The organism is Pedobacter nutrimenti (genome assembly GCF_032678445.1).
GTDB classification, from domain to species: Bacteria; Bacteroidota; Bacteroidia; order Sphingobacteriales; family Sphingobacteriaceae; genus Pedobacter; species Pedobacter nutrimenti_A.
This window is the reverse complement of sequence record NZ_JAVTSQ010000020.1, coordinates 56190-79263: the sequence shown is the minus strand read 5'-3', so window position 1 is coordinate 79263 and position 23074 is coordinate 56190. Positions and strand designations below refer to the sequence as shown.

The following is a 23074-nucleotide window of genomic DNA, read 5'->3' as shown; positions in this document are numbered from 1 at the left end:
GCGATCATGTTAAACAGCAATAAATTCTTTCTTTACACCGCGCTTTTGATTGGTTTTGTGGTGTCTTCCTGCAGTAAGGAACTGGATATCCAGCCCACTGATACCATCGACGATGCCAAAGCTTATCAGACTGTAGCCGATTTGAACAGCGGCTTGCTGGGCGCTTATGCTTCACTTAACGGCACAACCATAACCAATGTATCCCTAACTTCCGATGAATGTACCCTGCCTGGAGAAAACAGTACAGGCCGTGGGGTGGCCACTTACCGCTGGCAGTACGATGGCAGCAGTGGAACGATCACTGCGGGATGGGCCTATGGATATATTACCATAGACCGTGTGAACCGCGTTTTGAACTATGTGGATAAAGTGAGCTCTAAACCAGCAGATGCGGCGATCAAGAGCCAGTATAAAGGAGAACTTCTGGCTTTACGGGCCTATAGCCACTTTGAACTGCTTAGAAATTTTGCGTCTAAATATGAAGCTTCGGCAATGGGCGTTCCCTATATGGAAACCTCGGTGGTTTCTAAACCTTCCAGACTGAGTTTTGGAGAAACGGTGGCCAAGATTAAGGCGGATCTGCTTGCTGCGAAATCACTGATTCCGGCCTCGTTTACAGACCATACTAGAATCACCTTGCAAGCCATTTCAGCTATTCAGGCACGTGTAGCCTTATATGAGAAAAACTGGGATGATGCTGTAAAATACAGTACAGAGGCCATTAATGCGACTCCGCTTGCCAGCAGCAGTACATTTACAGACATCTGGACGGATGCGAGCAATGACGAAGTGATCTGGAAACTTAAAAGGGTAGAAAGTGATTCGGAACGTCTGGGTGATTTTTATTATGACATCAAGAACATCGTTTTGTATGCGCCTGCTTTTGAACTGATCAATACCTATGACAAAGCTAATGATGTACGTTACAGAGCCTATATTAAATTTGACAATACCCGCGGGATTGGTAAATCTAATTACATGGTCAATAAATATCTTTCAGGCAGTTCTGGTCTGCCAAATTTAACCGATATTAAATTGTACAGGACAGGGGAGATGTACCTGATCCGTGCAGAAGCTTATGCACAGAAAAATAGCCTTGATCTTGGAGCAGCTGATTTAAATGCTTTGCGTTCTGCCCGTATTGATGGCTATACCGCTGTTAATTTTTCGGATAAAACGGTTCTGCTGAATGCTGTTTTGCTGGAAAGGTATAAAGAACTGCCTTTTGAAGGGCACCGCTTCTTTGATTTGAGACGTAATAATTTGCCGGTGACCAGAGAGCCTGCTGATGCGACCAACGCGCTTGGTGCGGTTACTTTATCGCCAGGGACTAAAGAATATGTTTATCCAATCCCCAATGCAGAGATCAGGGCCAATTCCAATATGATCCAGAACCCATTGTATTAATCTAAAGAATATGAAATTGAAATTCGGTTATTGTTTTGTAGTACTCCTTTTCTGTGCAGGCCTGACCACTTATGCGCAGCAAAAATATGTGATGGTGATCCACGGCGGCGCAGGCACCATCCTTAAAAAGAACATGACGCCTGAAAAAGAAGCCGCTTATACGGCTGCTTTGACCCTGGCGCTTCAAAAAGGCTATGAACAGATCAAAGCGGGCAAGACCAGTTTGGATGCGGTAGAAGCTGCGATTCATGTGCTGGAAGATTCTCCTTTGTTTAATGCAGGCAAAGGTGCCGTTTTTACACACGATGGCAGAAACGAAATGGATGCGGCCATCATGGATGGTAAAACCCTGATGGCTGGCGCGGTTGCCGGAGTGACCGTGATCCGGAATCCGATTAGCGCAGCAAGGGCAGTGATGGAAAAATCTGAACATGTGATGATGGTTGGCCCCGGAGCCGAAGCCTTTGCGAAGCAGGCCGGACTGACTATTGTAGACCCTAAATACTTCTTTACTGAAGAGCGCTGGAAAGGATTGCAGGACGCTATTAAAGAAGATTCTGTAAAAGCGGTGCTCGATCATGGAAGCAAAAAATCTATGAAACTGGGAACCATCAACAGAGATTATAAATTTGGAACGGTAGGGGCAGTTGCACTAGACCATATGGGGAATCTGGCCGCAGGTACCTCTACCGGAGGAATGACGAATAAGAAATATGGACGGGTTGGTGATTCTCCTATCATTGGCGCCGGGACGTATGCCAATAATGAAACCGCAGGGATTTCCTGTACAGGTTGGGGAGAATTCTATATCCGCAACGTGGTTGCGCATGATATCTCAGCGATGATGGAGTATAAAAAAATGTCTGTATCTGAAGCTTCAAAAGCCGTACTGGATAAAGTTGGGAAAATGGGAGGAGACGGTGGATTGATAGCGATGGACAGAAAGGGAAATGTAGCTACGCCGTTCAATACCGAGGGAATGTACAGAGGAACAGTTACTGCAGAGGGTAAAATAGAAATCCAAATCTATAAATAAACAAACAGATGAGTTATAGAATTTTCAGGCCGTTTATCCTGGCCGTGCTGGTGTTATTTGTTGGAGCAAAAGGCTGGGCTCAGTCTGGTGCTGCAGCTAAAGGGAATCTTTTTATTATAGGTGGCGGCCTTCGTTCGGCAGAATTGGTTCAAACGCTGATTAAAACAGCCGGGTTAAAAGAAAAAGATTATATCATCGTGCTCCCCATGTCTAGCGGGGAGCCGGAAGCTTCTTTTAAATCTATTTCCAAACAGCTGTCTGCAGCCTCCGTTAATGCTATAGGTTGCCTGAATTTTGATGCCTCTACGGTCAATAATAAGCAGTGGCTTGATTCATTAAAAGGAGCAAAGCTGGTTTTTATTACCGGAGGCGATCAGAACCGTTTCATGAAGGTTGTTCTGCATACCCCGGTTTATAAAGCCATTCATCAGGCTTATCAGAATGGAGCCACGATTGCGGGTACAAGTGCCGGAGCGGCCGTTATGAGCAAGTATATGATTACCGGCGAGCAATTGCTGGGCGATACCACTTATCATGCGACCTTTGATAAGCTATGGGGCGGAAATGTAGAATTTGAAGAAGGGATGGGCTTGGTTGAAACAGTGATCATTGATCAGCATTTTATGAAACGAAGCCGCTACAACAGGTTGTTGTCTGCCTTAAACGCGCATCCTGATTTTGATTGCATTGGAATAGATGAAGATACCGCAATCATCATTCATGGGAAAACAGTTAAAGTTGCCGGAACCAGCCAGGTCTTAAGGATAGCAGATCCGGTGAACTTAAAGACAGACAAAAATCACCTGATTAAAATGGATGGTCTCAAATTTTCCATTTATACTCCGGGAGATCAGTTTAAACTCAAATAAAATTAAGACAGCTGGTTACAACAGATGTGCAAACAGCGTGTTGTGCCAGCTTTTTTCAAAAGGAATCTCCCATTTGGTCTCAAATTCTTCCAGGGTTTGAACCAGGTTATTGAAAACAATGGTTTTGGGCCCGATCTTTTTAATATTGACCAGTGTCTCGAAATCTTCTTTATTGTTGACGGCTACTTTTTCATCAATTTTGAAAGCCATATTAAACCGGTTGAACAGATCAACTTTATAGGTTTGCTCGATGTCTTTCAATATGCGTACAGAAGCATCAATAGAGCATCCGGTAACCCCTGCTGCGGCTTCATCTACAGTAATGACGATAAAAAAGTTATAAATGACCTCCGCTTTCGCTTTTAGCTGATGGCCGTGTGCCTTCCATTGCTCAGTAAAGGCATTCAGTTGTTGTTGAATTGCAGCAGCCTCTGTGTTGCTGAATTCACGGTCGCTTTGGTAAACCCAAACTTTAGATTGTGGAGAAAAACTCATACTACAAATTTAACATTTTATTTAAATTAGGATAAGTAAATGCCTGACACAATGAAAAAGTTTACAATAAACTTAAAATCAGTGGTATTGGCTTGTTCAGGCCTGGTTTTTTGTGCCTTTTGCGCATCAAACCTGATCGACGAAGAGGCGCTCTATGTTCAAAAGAAATTAACAGATCATTATGACATCAGCCATCAGGGTGCAGATGTTAAGCAATATGAGCTCTATGTTACCAACAATGGGTTTTGCCGGTACAAGCGCCATTTCAGCAATGGAAAGATAGAATATTTCTCTTTCAACTTCAGTAAATTTAAAGATCTGGATTATTACGGCACCGTAAAAAACGGACGTTTATTTATGCGAACCAATGGAGAAGATGTTATTGTACAAACCTATAACGATAAAAAAGGAGACATCGACAGCATGGCTTCTTGTCTCTCTATCCCGCTGAAGGATATGGAACCTGAAGATCTTGCAGAAGTGTCGGCACGTTTTCACCGGATGAATGTCCAGCTGGCTGCCCGATAGTGAAAACTGGGCTCTCTTCATATCTGGATGCCACGACCACATGCGTGTCCTGGGCATGGGTATTGAAGAGCTCCTGAACCAGTTCAGGGGCATTGTTGTCCCGGGAAAGGTGGGCCAGCAGTAAATGGGTCATATAGGCGGGCTTGTGTTCCAGGAAAAGTGCCAGTGCCTGTTTATTGGATAAATGGCCCTGTCCGCCGCTGATGCGTCTTTTTAAATAGTAGGGATAACTTCCCTGGTGAAGCATCTCTTCGTCGTAATTGGCCTCCAGAAAGGCTGCATGGCATTGTTTAAAGTGGTGTATCAGTTGCTCACAAACAACGCCGAGATCGGTAAATACCCCAACTCTGGTCTCCCCGCAAGCCACCACAAAGCTATGTGGTTCTGCAGCATCGTGAATTTTTGGAAAAGAGCTGATACTTAGGTTGCCAATTTGAATAATTTGTTCGCCACTTAGTGGCCTGATCAGGTCATCTTTTAGTTTTACTTTACAGTTTAATAGAGTTCCTGCAGTAATATATACCGGAAGCTGGTATTTCTTCGCGAGTACGGTAAGTCCTCTGATGTGATCGGAGTGTTCATGGGAGATGAAAATGGCCTTGATATTATGCATGGATAATCCGAGTCGGTTCATCCTGATCTCTGTTTCCTTACATGAAATACCTGCATCGATTAAAACGGCTTCTTCATGGTTTCCCACATAGTAACAGTTTCCATTGCTTCCGGAATTCAGGGAAGTGATAAAGAGTGTATTACAATCCATTTGCTCTGGCTGTTATTTCTGCAATGTCCAGAACCTTTACATGTTCTGACTGGTCCTTCAATTTTACCCCATCACTCAGCATGGTCATACAGAAAGGGCAGGAGGCTGCTACGATTTGCGGATTGGTTTCCAAAGCTTCCTCGATGCGTTCGATATTGATGTCCTTATTGCCTTTTTCCGGCTCCTTAAACATCTGGGCGCCACCTGCGCCACAGCAAAGGCCATTAGATTTACAGCGTTTCATTTCGACAAGCTGGGCATCTAGTACCTCCAGGGCTTTTCGGGGAGCTTCGTATACATCATTTCCACGGCCCAGGTAACAAGGGTCATGATAAGTGATCTTCTTGCCTTTGAAACTTTCACCACCTTCGGCTTTTAATTTTCCTTCGTCTATCAATTGCTGGATCAGCTGGGTATGATGGATAACCTCATAACTTCCACCCAGTCCGGGATATTCATTTTTTATGGTGTTGAAACAATGCGGGCAGCCGGTTACAATTTTTTTGATGTTGTAGCCATTCAATACCTCAATATTGGTCATTGCTTGCATCTGGAACAGGAATTCATTACCTGCGCGTTTTGCAGGGTCTCCTGTGCAACTTTCTTCCGTACCTAATACGGCATATTTTAAACCAACATGATGCAGGATCTTACAGATGTCACGGGTAGTTTTTTGTGCGCGTTCGTCATAGCTGCCGGCACAACCTACCCAAAATAAAATCTCTGGTTCTTCGCCTCTGGCTATCAGTTCTGCCATTGTTGGCACTTCAAAATTTAATTGCTCGCTCATCTTCAGCTCTTTTTAGTTTTCTTTAGCCCAGTTTAAACGGTCCGCAGGAGAATATTTCCAGGGCGCACCATTATTTTCAATATTACCCATCATTGCATTTAAGCTTGCAGGAGATTGTGATTCTTCCATGACCGCATATCTTCTCAGTTCGGTGATAATGGCCAGTGGATCGATATTGATCGGGCAGGCATTGGTACAAGCATTACAACTGGTGCAGGCCCAAATTTCTTCTCGGCTAATATAGGTATCTAATAAAGATTTGCCATCATCAAATCCATTTCCAGACTTATCTATGTTTTTTCCAACTTCAGTTAACCTGTCGCGGGTATCCATCATGATCTTTCTTGGTGAAAGTAATTTACCGGTAATGTTGGCCGGGCATACCGAAGTACAGCGGCCACATTCAGTGCAGGTATAGGCATTCATCAGATTAACCCAGCTCAGGTCATTCACATCCTTGGCTCCAAAACGACCGGGCTCTGCAGGCTCTGGTGTGAAAGAAGGATCCAGCATGGCTTTCACTTCGTTGGTTACACTTTGCATATTGCTGAATTCGCCTTTTGGTTCCAGATTAGAGAAATAGGTATTTGGAAAGGCAAAAAGAATATGGAAATGTTTTGAATAAGGTAAATAATTCAGGAAAGCCAGAATGCCAATAATATGGAACCACCAGCAGCCACGCTCGATGGCCACAAGGGAAGAAGCGCTGTCCGGCAATAAGTTTTGAAGGAACTGGCTCACAGGAAAAGCACCTGCAGTAACATAATGTTCATAGCCTAATGCCTGTAATTTTGCATCAGCTGCATTCATTGTTAGAAAAGCAGTCATCAGCAGGATTTCTGTGATCAGGATGTAATTTGCATCCGATTTAGGCCAGCTGGTCATCTCTACACCACTGAATCTTTTTAATTTAAGTACATTTCTGCGGATTAAGAACAATGCACAGGATACCCAAACACCTAAAGCGAGAAACTCAAATGCGCCAATAAGGACATTGTATAAACTGCCAAGGCCATGAAAGATTCTATGGGTGCCGGCTACTCCGTCGATCATGATTTCGAGTACTTCTATATTCACAATAACAAAGCCTGCATACACCAGTAAGTGAAGAAAAGCAGGAATAGGGCGGAAGAACATCTTCGTCTGACCAAAGGCCACCTTCAGCATGGTCATCAATCTTTTTTGCGGTTGATCTGAACGGTCCGCTGGCTTACCGAGGCGAATGTTGCGGATCACTTTTTTTGCATTATAGCTGAATAAGGCTACAGCAGCAATAAAGAGGGCTATAAACAGGATTTGTGCTATCATTCTTCAAAATCTTTGGTCACGCTAAGTTAAGCTAATTCACGTAAAACAAGATTATTATGCATGCATAAAATGTGAAATTTAGAAGAGTTTTAAATAAAATTCGGCCCATAGTGGTTGTTGCCCAATTAAATAGTTAAAATCAGGAGGTTTAAAAATTTTTAAAATTTACGATTTAACCGATGTATTGAATTGCTGGATCTACTTGATCCATACATAGCGGTTGGAGGTGCACTTTGGGCACCAATAGATTCTTACCGGAAGAAAACCCAGTACATGTTTTAAGAAAAAGGAGCGTGGTACCTGATAATGGAAATCTGTTCCACACTTACGGCATTTATGATCCTGGTAACCCATATTGTTTTGTTTAAGAGCTAAAAAGGTTATTTAAATAATTTATAATTTGTGTATAGCAAAATTAAAGCCAATAAAGGAAGTCTTTGTGGATGCTTTAATTCTGTTAATGACAATGAACGTCGGGGAAACAAAAAAAGCCCCAGATTTCTCTGGGGCTTTTGAAGTGGTGTGGGCCGGGATCGAACCGGCGACACAAGGATTTTCAGTCCTTTGCTCTACCGACTGAGCTACCGCACCATTTTGTTTTTGTGTAATTCCCTTCGGTTGGGAGTGCAAATGTAGTTTCTTTTTTTTTAACTCCAAATTTTATTTGAAAAAAAGTTGAAATAAATAGTTGGGGAAATGATTTTAATTGAGAATGAATATACGTTACGTATGGTTAAGTTTCTCAAGGTGAATTATTTAGAGGAAAGTTTTTTTGGAGAAAAAAAACATAAATTTTTTTTTAAAAAAATCACCTGCTGGCCTCTTTCAGGATCAATATTGCCTTTTCCATTTCTGCAGTCGTCAGGGAAGCGAAGCCAATTCTTAAAGAATTGTAGGAAATTTCATGTGTATTGTATAATTCGCCGTCAGAAATCTGTAATCCTTTGAGGGCAGCACGAAAAGCAATGTCTTTTAAAATTAAGGGATCTTTAAATTTTACCCAGATGGCCATTCCTCCATCAGGCTTCTGGTACTCCACTACACCTTTCAGATGCCGGTCCAGCAGGTTACAGCAATGATCCCTGCGCTCCAGATAGGTCTTGTTTGTTTTTTTTAAATAGCGGCCAATATCTCCGTTATCGATCAGTGCAGCTAGCGCATCTCCAAGTAATTGATCACTTCTGAGGTCTATAAGGCGTCTTCTGTCTCCTGCTTCATTGATGAAATCAGGATGAGCAATCATAAATCCAATCCGTACATTGGCAGATAAGGTTTTAGAAAAGGATCCGATATAGATGATCCTGCCCTCATGCTTGCTGCTGGCCAGTGGAAGGTAGGGGGCGGAACTGTAATGAAAATCATAATCATAGTCATCTTCCACAATTGCAAAATTATAGCGGGCGGCAAGTTCCAGCAAATGCATACGACGTTCCGGGCTTAATGTAACTGTGGTGGGATGGTGGTGGTGAGGAATCACATATAGCATTCTGATCTTGTTTTTTGTGCAAAGTTTTTCTACTGCCTGGATATCCATGCCTTGCCCGTCTACCGGGACACGTAGAATTTGTGCCCCAGTCTGTGTAAAAACTGCATTAGCGAGAAAATAACTTGGCTCTGCAACAATGACTTTATCTCCTGTTTTTAAAAGCAGGTTTGCAGCCAGATAGATGCTCATTTGTGCACCCTGGGTAATCATGATATTCGAACTGTCTACTTGTAGCCCCCGGGTTTCGGCCAGATAGGGAACAAGACTTTCTCTAAGAAAGAGTGAACCTGTAGCCTGGCCCTGAACCATTTTATTGGAAGAGGCACTTTTTTGCCGGCTGCGGTATTCTCTGAAGAGCAGATCGAGCGGTGCCAGTCGGGTGTCCGGCAGTCCTTCATTGATCACCAGATCGGGGGCAATGATTGGTGGAACAGGGAATTGAACTTTGTGTGGGGAACTATAAAAGGAAACCGCCATTTTTCCTTCATAGCCGGTTTTGGGTTCCGTGCTCCAGGACCTGGCTTTAAGTCCAGGTAAATTTTGTGCCACCCTGGTGCCCTTTTTAGGTTCGACTTCTATCCAGCTTTGCGCATAGAGTTCATCGTAGGCTGCAATAATAGTTTTTCTGTGCACCTCCAGTGATTTCGCCAGTTCCCTTGTCCCTGGAAGCTTCGTTCCAGGAGTCAGGAGCCCCGAACTGATTGCATTCACGAGGCTGTTTGATATTTGAAGGTACAAGGGAATCGTTGAAGATCTGTCGAGTGAAACAAAGGTTGGGAAAGGCAGCATCTGGACTATTTGATTTTTAAAAACTGGATGCTAATTTAGTCCATAGGAGCGGTAATTTTGAATAAAATATTTAACATCATGTCAAAAAGAAAAACAATACCTGAATCCGATCCGAAAGCTTATAAAGCAATGCTTGGACTAGAGAAATACCTCAATGAAAGTAGTTTGGATAAAATTCATGCAGAACTGATCAAGATCAGAGTATCTCAAATAAATGGCTGTGCATTTTGTTTAAACATGCATACTAAAGATGCCCGGAATCTTGGAGAAACAGAACAACGGATCTATTTACTGGATGCCTGGAGAGAAGCTGCTTTTTATTCAAAAGAAGAACGTGCGATTCTGGCACTGGCAGAAGAAATGACCCTGTTGTCTAAACATGGCGTATCTGATGCTGTTTATGACCATGCCCTCGAACTGCTTGGCCAGCAATACCTTGCCGAGGTAATTATGGCTGTTATCACCATCAATTCCTGGAACCGTCTTGGAATTACGACCGGCCTTCATGCAGAATAGCAGGAAGGGTAATACTTAAAGAAGTGGGCGAAAAAACAACCCACTTCTTTAATTTTTAAAACATTTCTTTCAAATGTTTATAGTTTGATTTTACCGTTGCAAGAACCTCATCCATTTTTCCACCCAGGATCATTTTTCCCATGGTTACTGCATATCCTTTCATTTGTTCAAATTCTATTTTAGGTGGCATAGCCAATGCTTCGGGATCTGTAAATACATTGACCAGGACTGGTCCATCGTGTTGGAAGGCTTCAGTTAATGCCGATCTTACCTGGTCTGGCTCCGTAACCGTAATTCCTTTGAAACCCATGGCTTGTGCCACGAGTGCAAAATCGGGATTGATCATATCCGTTTCATTATCCGGGAGTCCGGCAACTTCCATTTCGAGCTTCACCATACCCAAAGTGCGATTGTTAAAAACAATCAGCTTAACAGGCAAGTTGTATTGTTTTATAGTAGCAAGATCTCCCAAAAGCATAGATATCCCCCCATCTCCACACAAGGCAATGACTTGTCTGCCCGGATTGGATAAGGCGGCACCTATTGCCATGGGCATCGCATTGGCCATAGACCCGTGATTAAAGGAGCCCAGCAACTTTCTTTGCCCGGTAGCCTCAATATAGCGCGCACCCCAAACACAGCACATTCCGGTGTCAACGGTGAAAATAGCATCCCTGTTGGCCAGCTCATTGATCAATGAGGCTACAAATTCAGGGTGAATGGCTTCTTTTTTGCCATTATCCTCCACATAGGTCAGCAGGTTCTCTTTAACCTTATCGTAGAGATGAAGATGAGCTTTAAGAAAGCTGTCATCACTTTTGACCTGGAGTAAGGGGAAAAGGGCTTTCAGGCTATCTTCTATCTTACCGCATAAACCCATGTCCAGTTTCGCACGGCGGCCAAGTTTTTCTGGTTTCTCGTCTATCTGTATGATTTTTTTGTCTGTCGGAATGAATGGTGCATAAGGAAAGTCTGTACCCAACAAGAGCAATACATCTGCTTCATGCATGCTGTGATAAGCTGCGGGAAGCCCCAGTAAGCCTGTCATACCCACTTCGTAGGGATTGTCATATTGTATCCCCATTTTTCCTCTGAAAGAATAACCAACGGGGGCTTTCAGAATACGGGCCAGTTCCACGACGTCATCGTGTGCTGCTTCCGCACCAATTCCGCAGAAGATGGTCACTTTAGAGGCACCGTTCAGGATTTCAGCCAGCTGGCTCAATTCTCCATCTGAAGGGCGGATCACTGGCGTATTCAGGTAATTTTGAGTGGAAGCAACACTTTCTTCAGCAGGAAGTGAGGCCACATCACCTGGAAGTCCAAATACAGCAACACCTTTTTTATGAATGGCGTGCTGTATAGCTGCCTGGAGCATTCTTGCAGCCTGCATAGGGGTATTGGCAATCTGGTTGTAATGACTGCAGTCATCAAAAAGCCGGATGGTATTTGTTTCCTGAAAATAGTCCGTGCCAAATTCGTGGGTTGCACAAGTAGAAGCAATGGCAATCACCGGCACACCGGAACGATGGGCATCATACAGTCCGTTGATTAAATGCACATGTCCGGGGCCACTGCTTCCGGCACAACAGGCCAGGCCATTCAGCTCGGCCTCTGCTGCTGCTGCAAAAGCCCCTGTTTCTTCATTACGCACATGTACCCACTTCATGCGGCCGTCTCTTCTGACAGCGTCATTCAGCTCATTTAAGCTATCACCGGTAACTGCATATATTCTTTTAATGCCATTGCCAGCCAGCATGTCTACAATTTGATCTGCAACCTTTTTACTCATGACTGTATTTTTAAGTGAATATGATTTGTTTTAAACTGTAACGGGATTAACTGGTGCTTTGTTTGCACCTTGTCCTGTTTCTTTGAGGAACAGGCTAACCGCTACAGCCAGTCCGATACCAGCAATCCAGAATAGTCCTGCAGATTGGAAATGCCCTGTCTTGTCTGTCGCCGCTTCGAGGGTTTTACCAAAGAACCTGCTGAACAAAGGGTTCAGTAAGGTGGTTACTCCAAATGTGATAAAATTGATGGCACCCGTAGCACTGCCTTTTACATGGTCGGGATTGGACTCTTTGATTACAGAATAAGGAATCATTGCCGCTCCTGAAGCTAGCCCTAAAATAAATGTGCTCACAAATGCAGGAACAAGATCAGGAAGGAACAGCAACTGGATCAGGCTCAGGATCATCAGTAAAGCACCTCCAATCAAAACGGGTTTGCGCCGGCCGATTTTGTCGGTCAGGTAGCCCAAAAGCGGACAACCAAATACCCAGCCCATAGCAACCATGGCACTGGACAGAGTTGCGGTATGGAAGTCCATGTTCCGGTCTTTTTGAAAAAATGCAACGCCCCATGTCATGGCAAAAATGGTAGTTGGCGCAAAAAGCAATCCAGATATAATGCCGCAAAACCAGGATTGTCTGTTGGAAAATACCACTTTGTAAGGGCTTAAAAAGCCAGGCGCATGAAGATCTTTGGATGTCGTATGTTCCTGTCTGTTGTGTGGCGTAATCAGGAGTAATCCAACTGCAACCAGTATGGTGACCAGACCAGCGGCAGTCCAGAAATGAGTTTCATCCATTCCGCTCTCCATTAATGGACCTATTACAAATTGACCTGCAGATCCGCCCAGCATCCCGAGGCATTGTGTAAAACCTATAGCCGTAGCCAGAGACCTTGGAGAAAACCCCTTTGTGGCCAGATAAACACAGCCAGGAAAAGCGAAGGCGCATCCCGCACCCTGCAATAACCTGCCGATTACCCCAGTGTAATAGTTGGAGATTACAAAAAGCAGGCAACCCAGACCGAGAATTAAGGCCCCTGCGAATAAAGAATATTTAGCGCCAAATCTATCCAGGGCAATACCAGCAATCAAACTACAGGTAGAGTAGGTGTAATAATAGGTGCCCACAATACTAACGAGCCCAACCGTGGAAACACCAAAAGCTCCGGAGAGCTGGGGGATCATGACAGCTGGAGAAGAACGGACTACATAATCCAGAAAATAAAATAAGAGCCCGAAAACCCAGGCAATAACATAGTACTTTGTAGGAGAGGTTGTTTTTATAGTGTCCATTTTGGAAGGATTAACTAGTCAAGTACTTGCTTATAAGCATATAAAACTGTGCCAAGCCTGTCATTTTGAATTTAATTTTTCATCAGATTTATTTATTTTAATTCCAAATAGTATTTTTGGGGAAACAAATAATTCCCATTAGCTAAATACAATGAAGAAGAAGGATACCAACTGGGCAAAAACGCGCAAATTTCTGAATGATGTCCATTTATGGATTGGCTTGGCTATAGGCTTGGTTGTATTGGTGGTTTGTTTCTGCGGAACGATCTATGTCTTTAACGATGAGATCCGGGAAGCGGCCACACCAGAATTGTACAAGGTTGAACAAAAGGCAGGTCAGCATGTCCTGTCTGCTGAACAGTTGGTGTCTGTTGTGGAAACGGCAAGTAAGGGAAAGGTTGTTTCTGTAAGAATACCTGCTGATGCCGGACGTTCCTGGCAGTTTGGCGTTAGAAAAAAAGAGGGCGACAAGAAAAAAGAGGAGCATAGAAGAGCAGATAAGCACGAGGGTAAGGAGAACGGTAAAGAAAAAGGAAAAGAAAAGGGAAAAACTAAACCTGTTGTCTATTATGTGAACCCTTATACCGCTCAGATACTGGGCAATTCAAAAGAAGTTAAATCCGTAACGGTTAATTTCATGACCACCATTTTCAGCTTGCACAGGTGGTTGTTGCTGGATAAAATTGAGAAGCCAATTTTTGGGGAGCTGGATAACCGTAAATTAGGAGGCTATATTACCGGAGTTTCAGCTATTCTTTTTACCATTGGAGTGCTTTCCGGGATCGCACTTTGGGTACCCCGGAAAATCAAATCCTGGAAACAGGGTTTTAAGATAAAAACCGGCGGAAGCTGGAAAAGAACCAATCATGATTTGCACAATGCCCTTGGATTTTATGCTTGTATTTTCCTTTTTTGCATGGGATCTACTGGCCCGCAATGGGGCTTTGACTGGTATAGGACCGGATTAAGGAAAATGCTTGGAACCTATGCTCAGGAAAAGGATGAAAAGGAAAAAAAAGGGCCGCAGTCGGTGGTTCCTAAAGAGGAGATAGAGAAACCCCTGATTGCGGATTACCTGCATGCTGCATCCCGGGTATTGGATTATCCTGGAGACTACCTGCTTAACCTGCCTGCTGATTCTGCTGCCGCACTGAATATCAGTAAAACAAAGATCGGTTTCTTTGCACCTGCCGCCGCTGACCGTATCGTCATGGATCAGTATACGGCGAAGGTGATCAAAACAGAACGCTTTGCTGATCTGCCTTTCAACCAGCGGGTTTCCGGGTCGATCAAAGCGATTCATACCGGGGAGTTGTATGGAATGTTCACCAAGATTATTTATTTCTTTGCTTGTCTTATTGCGACCAGTTTGCCTGTTACAGGTACACTGATCTGGGTGAACAAGATGAAGAAGTCAAAATCAAAAAAAACCGTGCCTGCACCTAAACGTTTGGAGCCTGCGGTTATCTAAGATGAAGCAGATTTTGCATGGAGATCTGACGGCCGGAGCGTTTGGTTTTGTAGACCACAAATAGTCCTGTTGCACAAAGACCAATCAAGCCCGCAAGACAAACTGCCAGTCTTGGTCCAAAGGCTTGTGCTGTCCATCCAATAATCAAACTTCCTATCGGGATCATCCCCTGGTAAGCCATAATGTAATAACTGATGGCCCTTGCCCGCATCGCAGGGATGGTATGTGTTTGTATGTAAGTGTTGATTGCTGAGGTCTGAGCCATCATTCCAAGGCCGCTAAAGGTCATAAAAACCAAGGCCAGGGATAAAACTCCTGAATAAGCCAAAAGAATCAGGCTTACACCAAATACGGTACTGGCAATTACCATGATCCGCATTAAAGGTTTTGCAGATCTTAAATTGGCCAGGTACATGGCGCTGATTACAGAGCCCAGCCCCGCAGCACTTTCGAACCAGCTGAACGTACCTGCATTTCCATGAAACAGATCTTTAGCAAAAATAGGCATCAGGGTGTTGAACGGGATGACGAACAAACTGCTTACCCCGATCATCAAAATCATACTGCTCAGTTCACGGTCACCTGAAACGTATTTAAAACCTTCCTCCAGCTCTACCCAGATGCTTTTCTGAGGTTTTTCCACCACACTAAGGTTCAGTTTCATCATAAACATACAGGCCAGTACAGGAATATAACTAAGAAAATTACCAATAAAACAAATGTCCTCACCGAAAGTACTGAGGATGACTCCTGCAAAGGCAGGTCCTACAATACGCGCCATATTGGACATGGTCGAATTAAGCGCAATGGCATTTGGGAGGTCCTCTTTCTGATCCACCATTTCGACCATTAAAGATTGCCTGCAGGTGACATCAAAGGCGTTGATAATCCCTTGTATCAGACTTAGAAAGATGATACATGGTATATTGTAAAACTTGAAGAAAATAATTGCAGCAAGTGCACCCGCCTGGAGCATAGAAACTATCTGGGTAATGACCAGGATTTTATAACGGTTGTGTCTGTCTATTAAACTCCCAGCATAAGGAGAGAGGATCAGAGAGGGAATAAGACTGGCAAAAGCCACCAGGCCTAGTAAAAGTGCAGAACCCGTTAAGCGGTATACCAGCCAGCTTACTGCTGTTTTTTGCATCCATGTTCCTATTAATGAAATGCTTTGGCCATAAAAAAAGAGTTTGAAATTACGGTACTTTAAAGATCTAAATATATTCATGTTTCACAGGTGTCTTAAAGACATTGCAAATTTCGGTATAAACTATTGAGTTGTAAAATTGATTGTTTTAATGATTTTGATTAGTTTTAACGATTAATTATGGAGATCAGACAACTGAATTATTTTGTAAATGCAGCAGAATACCTTCACTTTACTGAAGCTGCGGCTGCCTGTTTTGTTACCCAGTCTACTTTATCACAGCAGATCAAACAGCTGGAAGAGGAATTGGGAATGCTGCTCTTTGACCGGATTGGAAAGCATGTCCGGCTTACGGAAGCGGGGACTGTTTTTTTGTTGCATGCCAAGAAAATACTGCAGGACGTAAAACGCTCAAAGCAGGCCATCAATGAGCTCAATCATCTCGAAGCAGGCGATCTGAAGATCGGAGTAACCTATGCTTTCAGTTCTATGGTGCTGCCGGCACTTTCTCCATTCTCTTCCAAGTATCCGGGAATTAAGATTTTTATTGAGTATGGTACGCCCGAGTTATTGGAGTCAAAACTCAAAGCTGCAGAATTGGACATTATTTTAACCTTTCATGAAGAATCCGATAATGAAGGGCTCGAAATGCAGCCCCTTTTTTCATCCAGGATCATGATGGTGGTCTCCAGGAAAAATCCCCTGGCCTCGCTTAAAAAAATCTCTGTAAGCGAACTGGCAACATTGGAATTGATCCTTCCCGGAAAAGGCTTCAGCTCCCGGGATTATGTGAATGAATTGTTCAGTAAGAAGAACATCAAGCCTAAAATCAGGATAGAGATGAATGAGGTTAACTCCCTGCTCACACTGGTTGAGAGTACTTCCTGGGTCACGATATTAAACGAAAAAGCCATTTTAACCTGGGACAGCCTGATCGCTATTCCTATTGCAGGTAAAGAACGGTATAAACAAGCCTTTATCTTATGGCAAAAAGGGGTATACAAGAAAAAGGCAGCTACGCTGTTCCTGGAAGAACTGGGTAAAATTTTGTGGTAAATTTAATCTTTGGTATGGTAGCAGTAACGGCATCTGGGCTCGTAACTTTCTTTTTCTCCAAGCAATACCCTGGCCTCACTGGCTACTTTCCGGTAAGAATACATCGCCGGGCTACCACAGCATACACATACAGCGTGTACTTTGGTTACGATTTCAGCAATAGCCATTAAAGCAGGCATAGGTCCGAAAGGCTTGCCTGAAAAATCCATATCCAGACCGGCAACAATTACCCTGATGCCTTTGGCGGCAAGTTTATTGCAAACCTCAGGAAGATCTTCATCAAAGAACTGTGCTTCATCAATTCCAACAACCTGGGTATCGGCATTCAGGAAAAGAATAGCTGAAGAGTTATCAACAGGGGTAGACTGCACGGAATTCAGATCGTGGGATACCACGGCAGTTTCATCATAACGGATATCGGTTTTAGGTTTAAAGATCTCCACCTTTAATTTTGCAATTTCTGCCCTTTTAAGCCTTCTGATGAGCTCTTCTGTCTTTCCGGAAAACATAGAGCCGCAAATTACTTCAATGCTCCCACGGTATGCTCCCCTGCTGTAATTTTGTTCGCTGAATAACATCTTGTCTGTTGAATCTTTAGAGCCGGCTAATATCGAAATTTTGTAGTACTTTTGAGTGTCAAGTTACCAACATAAAACAGCCATTTTACCGTTATTAATCTATGATGAACCAAGAGGATCTTTTTAAAAAAATCGGACTGATACTTTCAGAACTTCAGGAGCAATACCAGTTTTTAGCTCAAAACCCTCAAAATCTCAATGAATTAGAGTTAGAGTTGTTTCTGGCCAATGCCAATTTCTTAACTGACCATGTGCAGATTGTGAGAAAGGCAAATCATGCTGCAGCAGTTAAAACACAGCCAGAACCAGAGGAAGTTATTGCAGAACAGCCCTTAGTTGTTCCTGCAAAAGCAGAGGAAGCTGAAGAAATTCCCCCTGCTGTTCAGAAAGAAGAAGAAGAACCTGCTGTAGTTCATCAGCCCCTGGAAGAAGAGCCTGTAATCGTTCCTCCTAAAGCAGCAGTATTGAATGAAGAGATTTTTAAACTGGATAAAGACCCTGCAACTTTTGAATTTATTTTAAGCGAACACCCGGTGTCTGATAAGTTTGAATTCGAAGAGAAGGAGGTTGGTGATATTTTTGACAGACCTTTAAGTGAAGAAGAGCAGCGCATCATTGCTCAAAAGCAAAAACTCAGGGAGAAGAAAGAAGAAGAGCCTGTTGCTCCTGAAGATGAGGATGAATTGGGCCCGGAACCTTTTCTTGTAGCGCATGAAGAGAAAATGGTTGAAGAAATTCCGGCTCAAAATATTGTGGAGGCTCCAATAATTCCAGCTAAGGAAAGTATACAACAACAAGATTTGTTTAAAGAAGAGATAGCGGAAAGAAACCAGCAGCCAGTGCAAAATACCATCCCTGATGCGCCGGTTAAACCTACATTGAACGAATTACTGGGCGGTGGAATGAAATCAGAACCTGCCCAGGCAGAAGTTGCTGATCTGAAGCAGGCGATTAGCCTGAATGATAAATTGCTGTATATTAAGGATCTTTTTAACGGATATAACCTGGCTTATGCAGAGGTCATCGATCTGGTCAATAAAATGCCTGATTTCAAAACAGCAGATACTTTTCTGCAAAATAACTACGCGGTAAAGAACGACTGGAAATCGAAGCAGGCTACTGTAGATCGTTTTTATGAATTGCTGAACAGGCGTTTCCCGGTTAAATAAAGCCCATCCGGTTAGAGTCCAGTTTCAGAAAGATAAAGATCAATACGGTAAAACTCCACAGGGAAGAACCTCCGTAGCTAATGAGCGGGAGGGGAATTCCTATTACCGGCATTAAGCCTATGGCCATACCGATGTTTATAAATACGTGGAAAAAGATAATACAAGCCATACTGTACCCATACACCCTGGAAAAAACAGATCGCTGTCGTTCGGCAATATTGACTACCCGGACCAGTAAGAAAACATACAAACCAATTACAACAAAACATCCGGCAAAACCCCATTCTTCACCAATGGTGGAGAAAATAAAGTCGGTACTCTGTTCCGGTACATAACCATATTTGGTCTGCGTACCCAATAAAAAACCTCTGCCCAGTACCTGTCCCGAACCTATGGCAATTTTACTTTGGTTCACATTATAACCTGCACCTTTTGGATCTGTTTTAAGCCCCAGGATCAATTCAATACGTGTGCGCTGATGAGGCTGCAATACCTTTTCAAACAAGACCTTGGCCACAAACAGATAACCTATTGCGGAAAAGACAATCACAGCAATCAAGATCATCTTTTGTATCTTCTTCCTGTTGAAAAATATAAAAAGAGCACCCAGTACCAATATAGAAGAAATCAGCACAACAGGCTGAAGGTAAAGATTCAGGATAAACAAAACCACAGCACCCCAGAAAATGACCAGTAAATAACCTGGTAGGCCTTCTCTGTATAAAGGGAACATAAAAGAAAGGAAAACCAGTGTAGACCCCGCGTCCGGCTGCAGCATGATCAGCGCCATTGGCAAGAGAATAATGGTGGCCGCAATAAGTATAGGTTTTAAATTGGTCAGCTTTGGATTAAAAGAGCTGATGTATCTGGCCAGCATCAGAGCTGTTCCAAATTTAGCAAACTCAGAAGGCTGTATACGAAAACTACCCACGGGGATCCAAGCCTGGTTACCACCAACATTTCGCCCAACCACCAGTACCACCAGGAGCAGGAACATGGTGATTCCATAGATCACCGGGGCAAATATACTGAAGAATTTGGCATCCATCAGCAGGATGGAGAAGCCCAGGATTAAACCAGTCCCAATGTAGATGAGTTGTTTCCCATAATTACTGCCGAAATTGAACACATCACTTATTTCAGGATTGTATTTAGAAGCGTAAATATTTACAAAACCCACAGTACAGAGTGCAATATAAATCAGGATGGTTACCCAATCTACATTAAAAAAAAACCTGTTGCTTTGCTGCGGATTGATCATGGTGTAGCTGCTGTATTTTTAGTATTAAGGGCCGTTTTATGCTGAGGTTGAGTAACCGGAACTGGTGGCTGTTTTCCAGTAGAATCTGTATTTTTTGGGAGAACCTTGATCTTTGGCTTTGGCAATTCAGGTAAGGCACTTTGTTTTTTCATCCACTCTACCTGATCCAGCCTTCCTGCCGAAATGTTACCTGTTAAATATTTCTCTGTCAGATAACTGGCAATCGGTGCCGCATATGCACTTCCATAACCTGCGTTCTCCACAATGACTGCAATAGCAATCTTTGGATTATCCCTTGGTGCAAAACCGATGAAAACAGAGTGGTTCTTGCCATGAGGATTTTGTACCGTCCCTGTTTTTCCGCACATCAAAATGTTTGGAATCCGGGAAGCTGATGCTGTTCCCCAGCCACTGTTCACTGCATCCTGCATACCATCAATTACGGGTTCAAAATGTGCCGCATCTACATCTACATAGTTCTTCTGAACATAATCCTTCTTAATGATGTGCTTATTTCCAATTGATTTGATCAGGTGGGGTTTGATGTAATAGCCTTTGTTGGCAATAATGGCCATAATGTTCGCCATTTGCAATGGTGTGGCATTCATTTCGCCCTGTCCAATGGCCAGAGAGATTACGGTGGTAAAACCCCAATACTTGCCAAATCTTTTGGTATATTGATCTGAAGTAAACAAGGTCCCTTTACGTTCAAAAGGCATGTCGATATCCAGTTTCTGTCCTAAGCCAAATTTCCTCACCTTGGCTTGCCATTCATCATAAGCTTGTTTCGTACTTTTAAATCGGCCTTGGGTCATCAGTTTCTGAAATACATGGCAGGCATACACGTTACAGGAGCGGGCCAAACCCCTTCTTAAACTGATGTTACCATCTACGTGTTCACATTTTACAGGATGGTTACCTGCCCAATAAACGCCTGGGCAATTAAAAGTCATATCCGGGGTAATTACACCCTCCTGAAGGGCAATCAAGTCATCCAGAGGCTTAAAAGAGGATCCGGGTGAATAATACCCTGAAATTGGCCTGACCAGGAAAGGCCTGTTGGCCTGGCCAAAAATATCCATATAATTGTTGCCCTGCTGGCGGCCCACCATACGGTTGGGATCGTAACCAGGGCTGCTCACAAAAGCAAGAACTTCACCGGTTGAGGGTTCTATGGCTACAATACTGCCAACCTTGTTGGCCATAAGCTGTTCGCCCAGTTTCTGGATCTCAATATCCAGGGATGAAACGACCTTTTCCCCAGATTTGGCCAGGGTATCGAATTTGCCTTCCAGGTAACTGCCCTGAGGCACGTTCTTTGCGTCATACAACATATTGATGACCCCGCGTTCCCCGCGCAGTACATCGTTGTATTGCTTTTCAACGCCGGCTTTTCCAATATAGTCACCCGGTCGGTAATAGCCGTCATTGTCGTCAATATCTTTTTGGGTTACCTCTTTCACATAGCCAAAAAATTGTCCGGCAACGCTATCCGGGTAGTGCCTCACCGTTCTTCCCTGAACAAAAAAGCCAGGAAAGCGGGAAAGTTTTTCCTGCAGAGCTGCATAGGTTTGAACAGACAATTGCTTTTCAAAAGTAGAAGGCTGGTAGCGGGATTGAACAGTCGCTTTATGAAAACGTTTTCTAAAACCCGGCATATCAATACCAATCAGATTGCAGAATTCTACCGTGTCAAATTCTTTGACCTGGTTAGGGATTACCAGTAAATCATATACCGGTTCATTCTGTACCAGTACTTTACCTTTCCGGTCAAAGATCACACCGCGGGCAGGGAAGGTATAGATTTTCTTGAGTACATTGTTATTGGATAAAAGGAAATACTTATCGCTAAGCACTTGCATATAGAACAGCTTGCCGATCAGGACCAGGGCAAGGACAATGAAAATCCCCTGTAATACGTATTTACGGCTAAACAGATTATCCATTAGCGTTGCCTCCTGTTATAGAATAAGAATTCGATCAATATAATCAGCAGCCAGGTAAAAGCTCCGCTCATCAAACAGCGCAGCAGGGTATAAGACAGCTCTGCAGGTTTGAAAGATTCCAGTACAAATAAAACCAGGTGATGAGAAAATATACACAGTAAGGCATACAAAGAGAACCATTTAAAACCCATATTACCTAAACTAGGCTCGGGTTCATCAAAACCGTCCCTGTTCACACTAATCGAGATGAAAGTGATGCGTACAAAGGTTAATGCAACGCATGCTGCTGTATGAACGCCCAGCGTATCGTAAAAAGCATCCAGAGTTAATCCTGTACCAAAAGCAATAAGGTACAAGACCAGGTTCGGAGTGCTAAAAGGAAGCAGGAGCAGGAATAAAACGTAAACAAAAGGCGTAGCCAGGTCGTAAAAACTCAAATTTCTTAACAGAAGAATCTGAATGAAAAGGAGGATAAACCACCTCAATATGTTGATCAGGACTAGTCTGCTATTCATTTGGTAATTTTGATTCTAAAGCTTTTTGCTCTTCGGCAAATTTATCTTTTATAACGTAAACATACTGTAAGGTACTAAAATCGTTAAAAAGATTGATTTCAATTGTTAAAAAATTATCTCCTGTCGCAATGCCGGCATTGCTTACCCGGCCAACAGGAATGCCAGGAGGAAAGGAAGCGAAACCTGAAGTTACAATCGTATCACCCAGATTTATCTTAAAGTGGTTAGGAATATCCTTAATATAGGCTTTCTGATAATTGAAGTTTTTTTCTCCCCAAACCAGGGAACCCAATGCATTGTTCTTTTTAGTTGTTACACTGATCTTGGTGTCCTTGTGCAGTAAAGACTGTATGGTGGCCAGGTGATCGGACACTTCGCGGATAAAACCAACAACACCCTTTTGGGGTGAAATAACAGCCATATCCTTTTTAATGCCATCCAGGCTTCCTTTATTGATGGTGATGATGTTATTTCTAAGCGTGATCGAATTCTTAATGACCCTTGCTGCAAGATAAGTATACTGTTGGTGTGTAGTCGTATCTTTAACTGTGGTGTTTTTGGCACTGTCTATATTCTTCATCTTCAGGAGCTGGCTATATAGTTTGGCGTTTTCATTTGCTAAACTATCGTTTACCTGCCCCAGGTTCATATATCGTTTGAATACGTTCAGTTTCTCATAGGCCTGTCCAACCACTTCATTTGTAGAATTCAGGGTTACACTTCGCTGGTAAGCATTGTTCTTAACAGTAAGAACAATGCCTATGGTAAAAAAGATGATAAATAAGAAAAATGCGTTATATCTGTTTATAAAGATCCAAAGGTTACGCATATTTTTCTACGATGTGATTACATC

Annotated in this window: 21 protein-coding genes and 1 tRNA gene; 8 read left to right on the top strand and 14 right to left on the bottom strand. The window is 43.1% G+C overall.

Annotation, left to right across the window (positions count from 1 at the left end; genetic code table 11):
* The first annotated feature begins 6 nt into the window (after positions 1-6).
* The 3 genes from R2S08_RS27085 to R2S08_RS27075 are packed head-to-tail and all read left to right on the top strand — an operon-like array spanning position 7 to position 3312.
* The gene (locus tag R2S08_RS27085) at positions 7-1407 is read left to right on the top strand and encodes a RagB/SusD family nutrient uptake outer membrane protein (protein ID WP_316838032.1); all 1401 of its coding nucleotides are present in this window, start codon (positions 7-9) and stop codon (positions 1405-1407) included.
* Between the two features lie 10 nt (positions 1408-1417).
* The gene (locus R2S08_RS27080; RefSeq protein ID WP_316838031.1) at positions 1418-2443 is read left to right on the top strand and encodes an isoaspartyl peptidase/L-asparaginase; all 1026 of its coding nucleotides are present in this window, start codon (positions 1418-1420) and stop codon (positions 2441-2443) included.
* 8 nt (positions 2444-2451) lie between these two features.
* On the top strand, positions 2452-3312 hold the full coding sequence (locus R2S08_RS27075) for a cyanophycinase (protein WP_316838030.1): 861 nt from the start codon (positions 2452-2454) through the stop codon (positions 3310-3312).
* A 15-nt stretch (positions 3313-3327) separates the two neighbouring features.
* Here R2S08_RS27075 and R2S08_RS27070 read toward each other — a convergent pair whose 3' ends face one another.
* The gene (locus tag R2S08_RS27070) at positions 3328-3807 is read right to left on the bottom strand and encodes an ABC transporter ATPase (protein ID WP_133778859.1); all 480 of its coding nucleotides are present in this window, start codon (positions 3805-3807) and stop codon (positions 3328-3330) included.
* A 51-nt stretch (positions 3808-3858) separates the two neighbouring features.
* Between R2S08_RS27070 and R2S08_RS27065 the strand changes: the two genes are divergently transcribed.
* Positions 3859-4335: a hypothetical protein gene (locus tag R2S08_RS27065; RefSeq protein WP_316838029.1), complete on the top strand. Its 477-nt coding sequence runs from the start codon at positions 3859-3861 to the stop codon at positions 4333-4335.
* Here the strand turns inward: R2S08_RS27065 and R2S08_RS27060 are convergent.
* The 5 genes from R2S08_RS27060 to R2S08_RS27040 all read right to left on the bottom strand — a co-directional run bounded on the left by R2S08_RS27060 (position 4247) and on the right by R2S08_RS27040 (position 9471).
* Positions 4247-5098 (bottom strand): MBL fold metallo-hydrolase, encoded by an 852-nt coding sequence (locus R2S08_RS27060; protein WP_316838028.1) that lies wholly within the window; start codon positions 5096-5098, stop codon positions 4247-4249. The two genes, R2S08_RS27065 and R2S08_RS27060, sit on opposite strands and share 89 nt — an antisense overlap.
* On the bottom strand, positions 5088-5888 hold the full coding sequence (locus R2S08_RS27055) for a (Fe-S)-binding protein (RefSeq protein WP_133778856.1): 801 nt from the start codon (positions 5886-5888) through the stop codon (positions 5088-5090). Before R2S08_RS27055 ends, R2S08_RS27060 begins: the two co-directional genes overlap by 11 nt.
* A 12-nt stretch (positions 5889-5900) precedes the next feature.
* Positions 5901-7196 (bottom strand): 4Fe-4S dicluster domain-containing protein, encoded by a 1296-nt coding sequence (locus R2S08_RS27050; protein ID WP_316838027.1) that lies wholly within the window; start codon positions 7194-7196, stop codon positions 5901-5903.
* 518 nt (positions 7197-7714) lie between these two features.
* Positions 7715-7787: transfer RNA gene (locus tag R2S08_RS27045), tRNA-Phe, on the bottom strand.
* A gap of 217 nt (positions 7788-8004) precedes the next feature.
* A complete protein-coding gene (locus tag R2S08_RS27040; protein WP_316838026.1) occupies positions 8005-9471 on the bottom strand; it encodes a PLP-dependent aminotransferase family protein in 1467 nt (488 codons plus the stop codon).
* Between the two features lie 78 nt (positions 9472-9549).
* Here R2S08_RS27040 and R2S08_RS27035 point away from each other — a divergent pair, with 78 nt between their 5' ends.
* On the top strand, positions 9550-9987 hold the full coding sequence (locus R2S08_RS27035) for a carboxymuconolactone decarboxylase family protein (protein WP_316838025.1): 438 nt from the start codon (positions 9550-9552) through the stop codon (positions 9985-9987).
* Positions 9988-10042: 55 nt separating this feature from the next.
* Here the strand turns inward: R2S08_RS27035 and R2S08_RS27030 are convergent, their stop codons facing one another.
* Positions 10043-11779, bottom strand: coding sequence for a thiamine pyrophosphate-dependent enzyme (locus R2S08_RS27030; RefSeq protein WP_316838024.1), 1737 nt, complete (start codon positions 11777-11779; stop codon positions 10043-10045).
* A 30-nt stretch (positions 11780-11809) separates the two neighbouring features.
* Positions 11810-13075, bottom strand: a complete 1266-nt coding sequence (locus tag R2S08_RS27025) for an MFS transporter (RefSeq protein WP_316838023.1) — start codon at positions 13073-13075, stop codon at positions 11810-11812.
* Positions 13076-13226: 151 nt separating this feature from the next.
* On the opposite strand from R2S08_RS27025, the gene R2S08_RS27020 reads away from it, so the two are divergent.
* Positions 13227-14546 carry a PepSY-associated TM helix domain-containing protein gene (locus R2S08_RS27020; protein ID WP_316838022.1) on the top strand — a complete coding sequence of 440 codons (1320 nt, stop codon included), beginning with the start codon at positions 13227-13229 and terminating at the stop codon, positions 14544-14546.
* Here R2S08_RS27020 and R2S08_RS27015 read toward each other — a convergent pair.
* Positions 14539-15777: an MFS transporter gene (locus R2S08_RS27015; protein ID WP_316838021.1), complete on the bottom strand. Its 1239-nt coding sequence runs from the start codon at positions 15775-15777 to the stop codon at positions 14539-14541. The two genes, R2S08_RS27020 and R2S08_RS27015, sit on opposite strands and share 8 nt — an antisense overlap.
* 99 nt (positions 15778-15876) lie before the next feature.
* Here R2S08_RS27015 and R2S08_RS27010 point away from each other — a divergent pair, with 99 nt between their 5' ends.
* Complete coding sequence (locus R2S08_RS27010) at positions 15877-16752, top strand: LysR substrate-binding domain-containing protein (protein WP_316838020.1); 876 nt, start codon at positions 15877-15879, stop codon at positions 16750-16752.
* Positions 16753-16754: 2 nt separating this feature from the next.
* On the opposite strand, the gene R2S08_RS27005 is transcribed toward R2S08_RS27010, so the two are convergent.
* Entirely contained in the window at positions 16755-17330 is a 576-nt protein-coding gene (locus tag R2S08_RS27005) for a thymidine kinase (RefSeq protein WP_133778847.1), read from the bottom strand.
* A 101-nt stretch (positions 17331-17431) separates the two neighbouring features.
* Here R2S08_RS27005 and R2S08_RS27000 point away from each other — a divergent pair, with 101 nt between their 5' ends.
* Positions 17432-18499: a hypothetical protein gene (locus R2S08_RS27000; RefSeq protein WP_316838019.1), complete on the top strand. Its 1068-nt coding sequence runs from the start codon at positions 17432-17434 to the stop codon at positions 18497-18499.
* Here the strand turns inward: R2S08_RS27000 and rodA are convergent.
* From rodA to mreC, 4 genes are read right to left on the bottom strand one after another with little or no spacing between them, the layout of a single operon-like run.
* Positions 18492-19757: a rod shape-determining protein RodA gene (rodA, locus tag R2S08_RS26995; RefSeq protein ID WP_410479541.1), complete on the bottom strand. Its 1266-nt coding sequence runs from the start codon at positions 19755-19757 to the stop codon at positions 18492-18494. The two genes, R2S08_RS27000 and rodA, sit on opposite strands and share 8 nt — an antisense overlap.
* Complete coding sequence (gene mrdA, locus R2S08_RS26990; protein ID WP_316838017.1) at positions 19757-21706, bottom strand: penicillin-binding protein 2; 1950 nt, start codon at positions 21704-21706, stop codon at positions 19757-19759. Before mrdA ends, rodA begins: the two co-directional genes overlap by 1 nt.
* Positions 21706-22221, bottom strand: a complete 516-nt coding sequence (locus tag R2S08_RS26985) for a rod shape-determining protein MreD (protein ID WP_316838016.1) — start codon at positions 22219-22221, stop codon at positions 21706-21708. Before R2S08_RS26985 ends, mrdA begins: the two co-directional genes overlap by 1 nt.
* Positions 22214-23050 (bottom strand): rod shape-determining protein MreC, encoded by an 837-nt coding sequence (gene mreC / locus R2S08_RS26980; RefSeq protein WP_316838015.1) that lies wholly within the window; start codon positions 23048-23050, stop codon positions 22214-22216. The genes R2S08_RS26985 and mreC overlap by 8 nt, the downstream gene beginning before the upstream one ends.
* Positions 23051-23074 lie beyond the last annotated feature (24 nt).

What these genes read in the sequence shown, in the direction of transcription:
- R2S08_RS27085 (WP_316838032.1), top strand. Translation starts at nt 7, where the DNA reads ATGTTAAACAGCAATAAATTCTTTCTTTACACCGCGCTTTTGATTGGT.
- R2S08_RS27080 (WP_316838031.1), top strand. Translation starts at nt 1,418, where the DNA reads ATGAAATTGAAATTCGGTTATTGTTTTGTAGTACTCCTTTTCTGTGCA.
- R2S08_RS27075 (WP_316838030.1), top strand. Translation starts at nt 2,452, where the DNA reads ATGAGTTATAGAATTTTCAGGCCGTTTATCCTGGCCGTGCTGGTGTTA.
- R2S08_RS27070 (WP_133778859.1), bottom strand. Translation starts at nt 3,807, where the DNA reads ATGAGTTTTTCTCCACAATCTAAAGTTTGGGTTTACCAAAGCGACCGT.
- R2S08_RS27065 (WP_316838029.1), top strand. Translation starts at nt 3,859, where the DNA reads ATGAAAAAGTTTACAATAAACTTAAAATCAGTGGTATTGGCTTGTTCA.
- R2S08_RS27060 (WP_316838028.1), bottom strand. Translation starts at nt 5,098, where the DNA reads ATGGATTGTAATACACTCTTTATCACTTCCCTGAATTCCGGAAGCAAT.
- R2S08_RS27055 (WP_133778856.1), bottom strand. Translation starts at nt 5,888, where the DNA reads ATGAGCGAGCAATTAAATTTTGAAGTGCCAACAATGGCAGAACTGATA.
- R2S08_RS27050 (WP_316838027.1), bottom strand. Translation starts at nt 7,196, where the DNA reads ATGATAGCACAAATCCTGTTTATAGCCCTCTTTATTGCTGCTGTAGCC.
- R2S08_RS27040 (WP_316838026.1), bottom strand. Translation starts at nt 9,471, where the DNA reads ATGCTGCCTTTCCCAACCTTTGTTTCACTCGACAGATCTTCAACGATT.
- R2S08_RS27035 (WP_316838025.1), top strand. Translation starts at nt 9,550, where the DNA reads ATGTCAAAAAGAAAAACAATACCTGAATCCGATCCGAAAGCTTATAAA.
- R2S08_RS27030 (WP_316838024.1), bottom strand. Translation starts at nt 11,779, where the DNA reads ATGAGTAAAAAGGTTGCAGATCAAATTGTAGACATGCTGGCTGGCAAT.
- R2S08_RS27025 (WP_316838023.1), bottom strand. Translation starts at nt 13,075, where the DNA reads ATGGACACTATAAAAACAACCTCTCCTACAAAGTACTATGTTATTGCC.
- R2S08_RS27020 (WP_316838022.1), top strand. Translation starts at nt 13,227, where the DNA reads ATGAAGAAGAAGGATACCAACTGGGCAAAAACGCGCAAATTTCTGAAT.
- R2S08_RS27015 (WP_316838021.1), bottom strand. Translation starts at nt 15,777, where the DNA reads ATGAATATATTTAGATCTTTAAAGTACCGTAATTTCAAACTCTTTTTT.
- R2S08_RS27010 (WP_316838020.1), top strand. Translation starts at nt 15,877, where the DNA reads ATGGAGATCAGACAACTGAATTATTTTGTAAATGCAGCAGAATACCTT.
- R2S08_RS27005 (WP_133778847.1), bottom strand. Translation starts at nt 17,330, where the DNA reads ATGTTATTCAGCGAACAAAATTACAGCAGGGGAGCATACCGTGGGAGC.
- R2S08_RS27000 (WP_316838019.1), top strand. Translation starts at nt 17,432, where the DNA reads ATGATGAACCAAGAGGATCTTTTTAAAAAAATCGGACTGATACTTTCA.
- mrdA (WP_316838017.1), bottom strand. Translation starts at nt 21,706, where the DNA reads ATGGATAATCTGTTTAGCCGTAAATACGTATTACAGGGGATTTTCATT.
- R2S08_RS26985 (WP_316838016.1), bottom strand. Translation starts at nt 22,221, where the DNA reads ATGAATAGCAGACTAGTCCTGATCAACATATTGAGGTGGTTTATCCTC.
- mreC (WP_316838015.1), bottom strand. Translation starts at nt 23,050, where the DNA reads ATGCGTAACCTTTGGATCTTTATAAACAGATATAACGCATTTTTCTTA.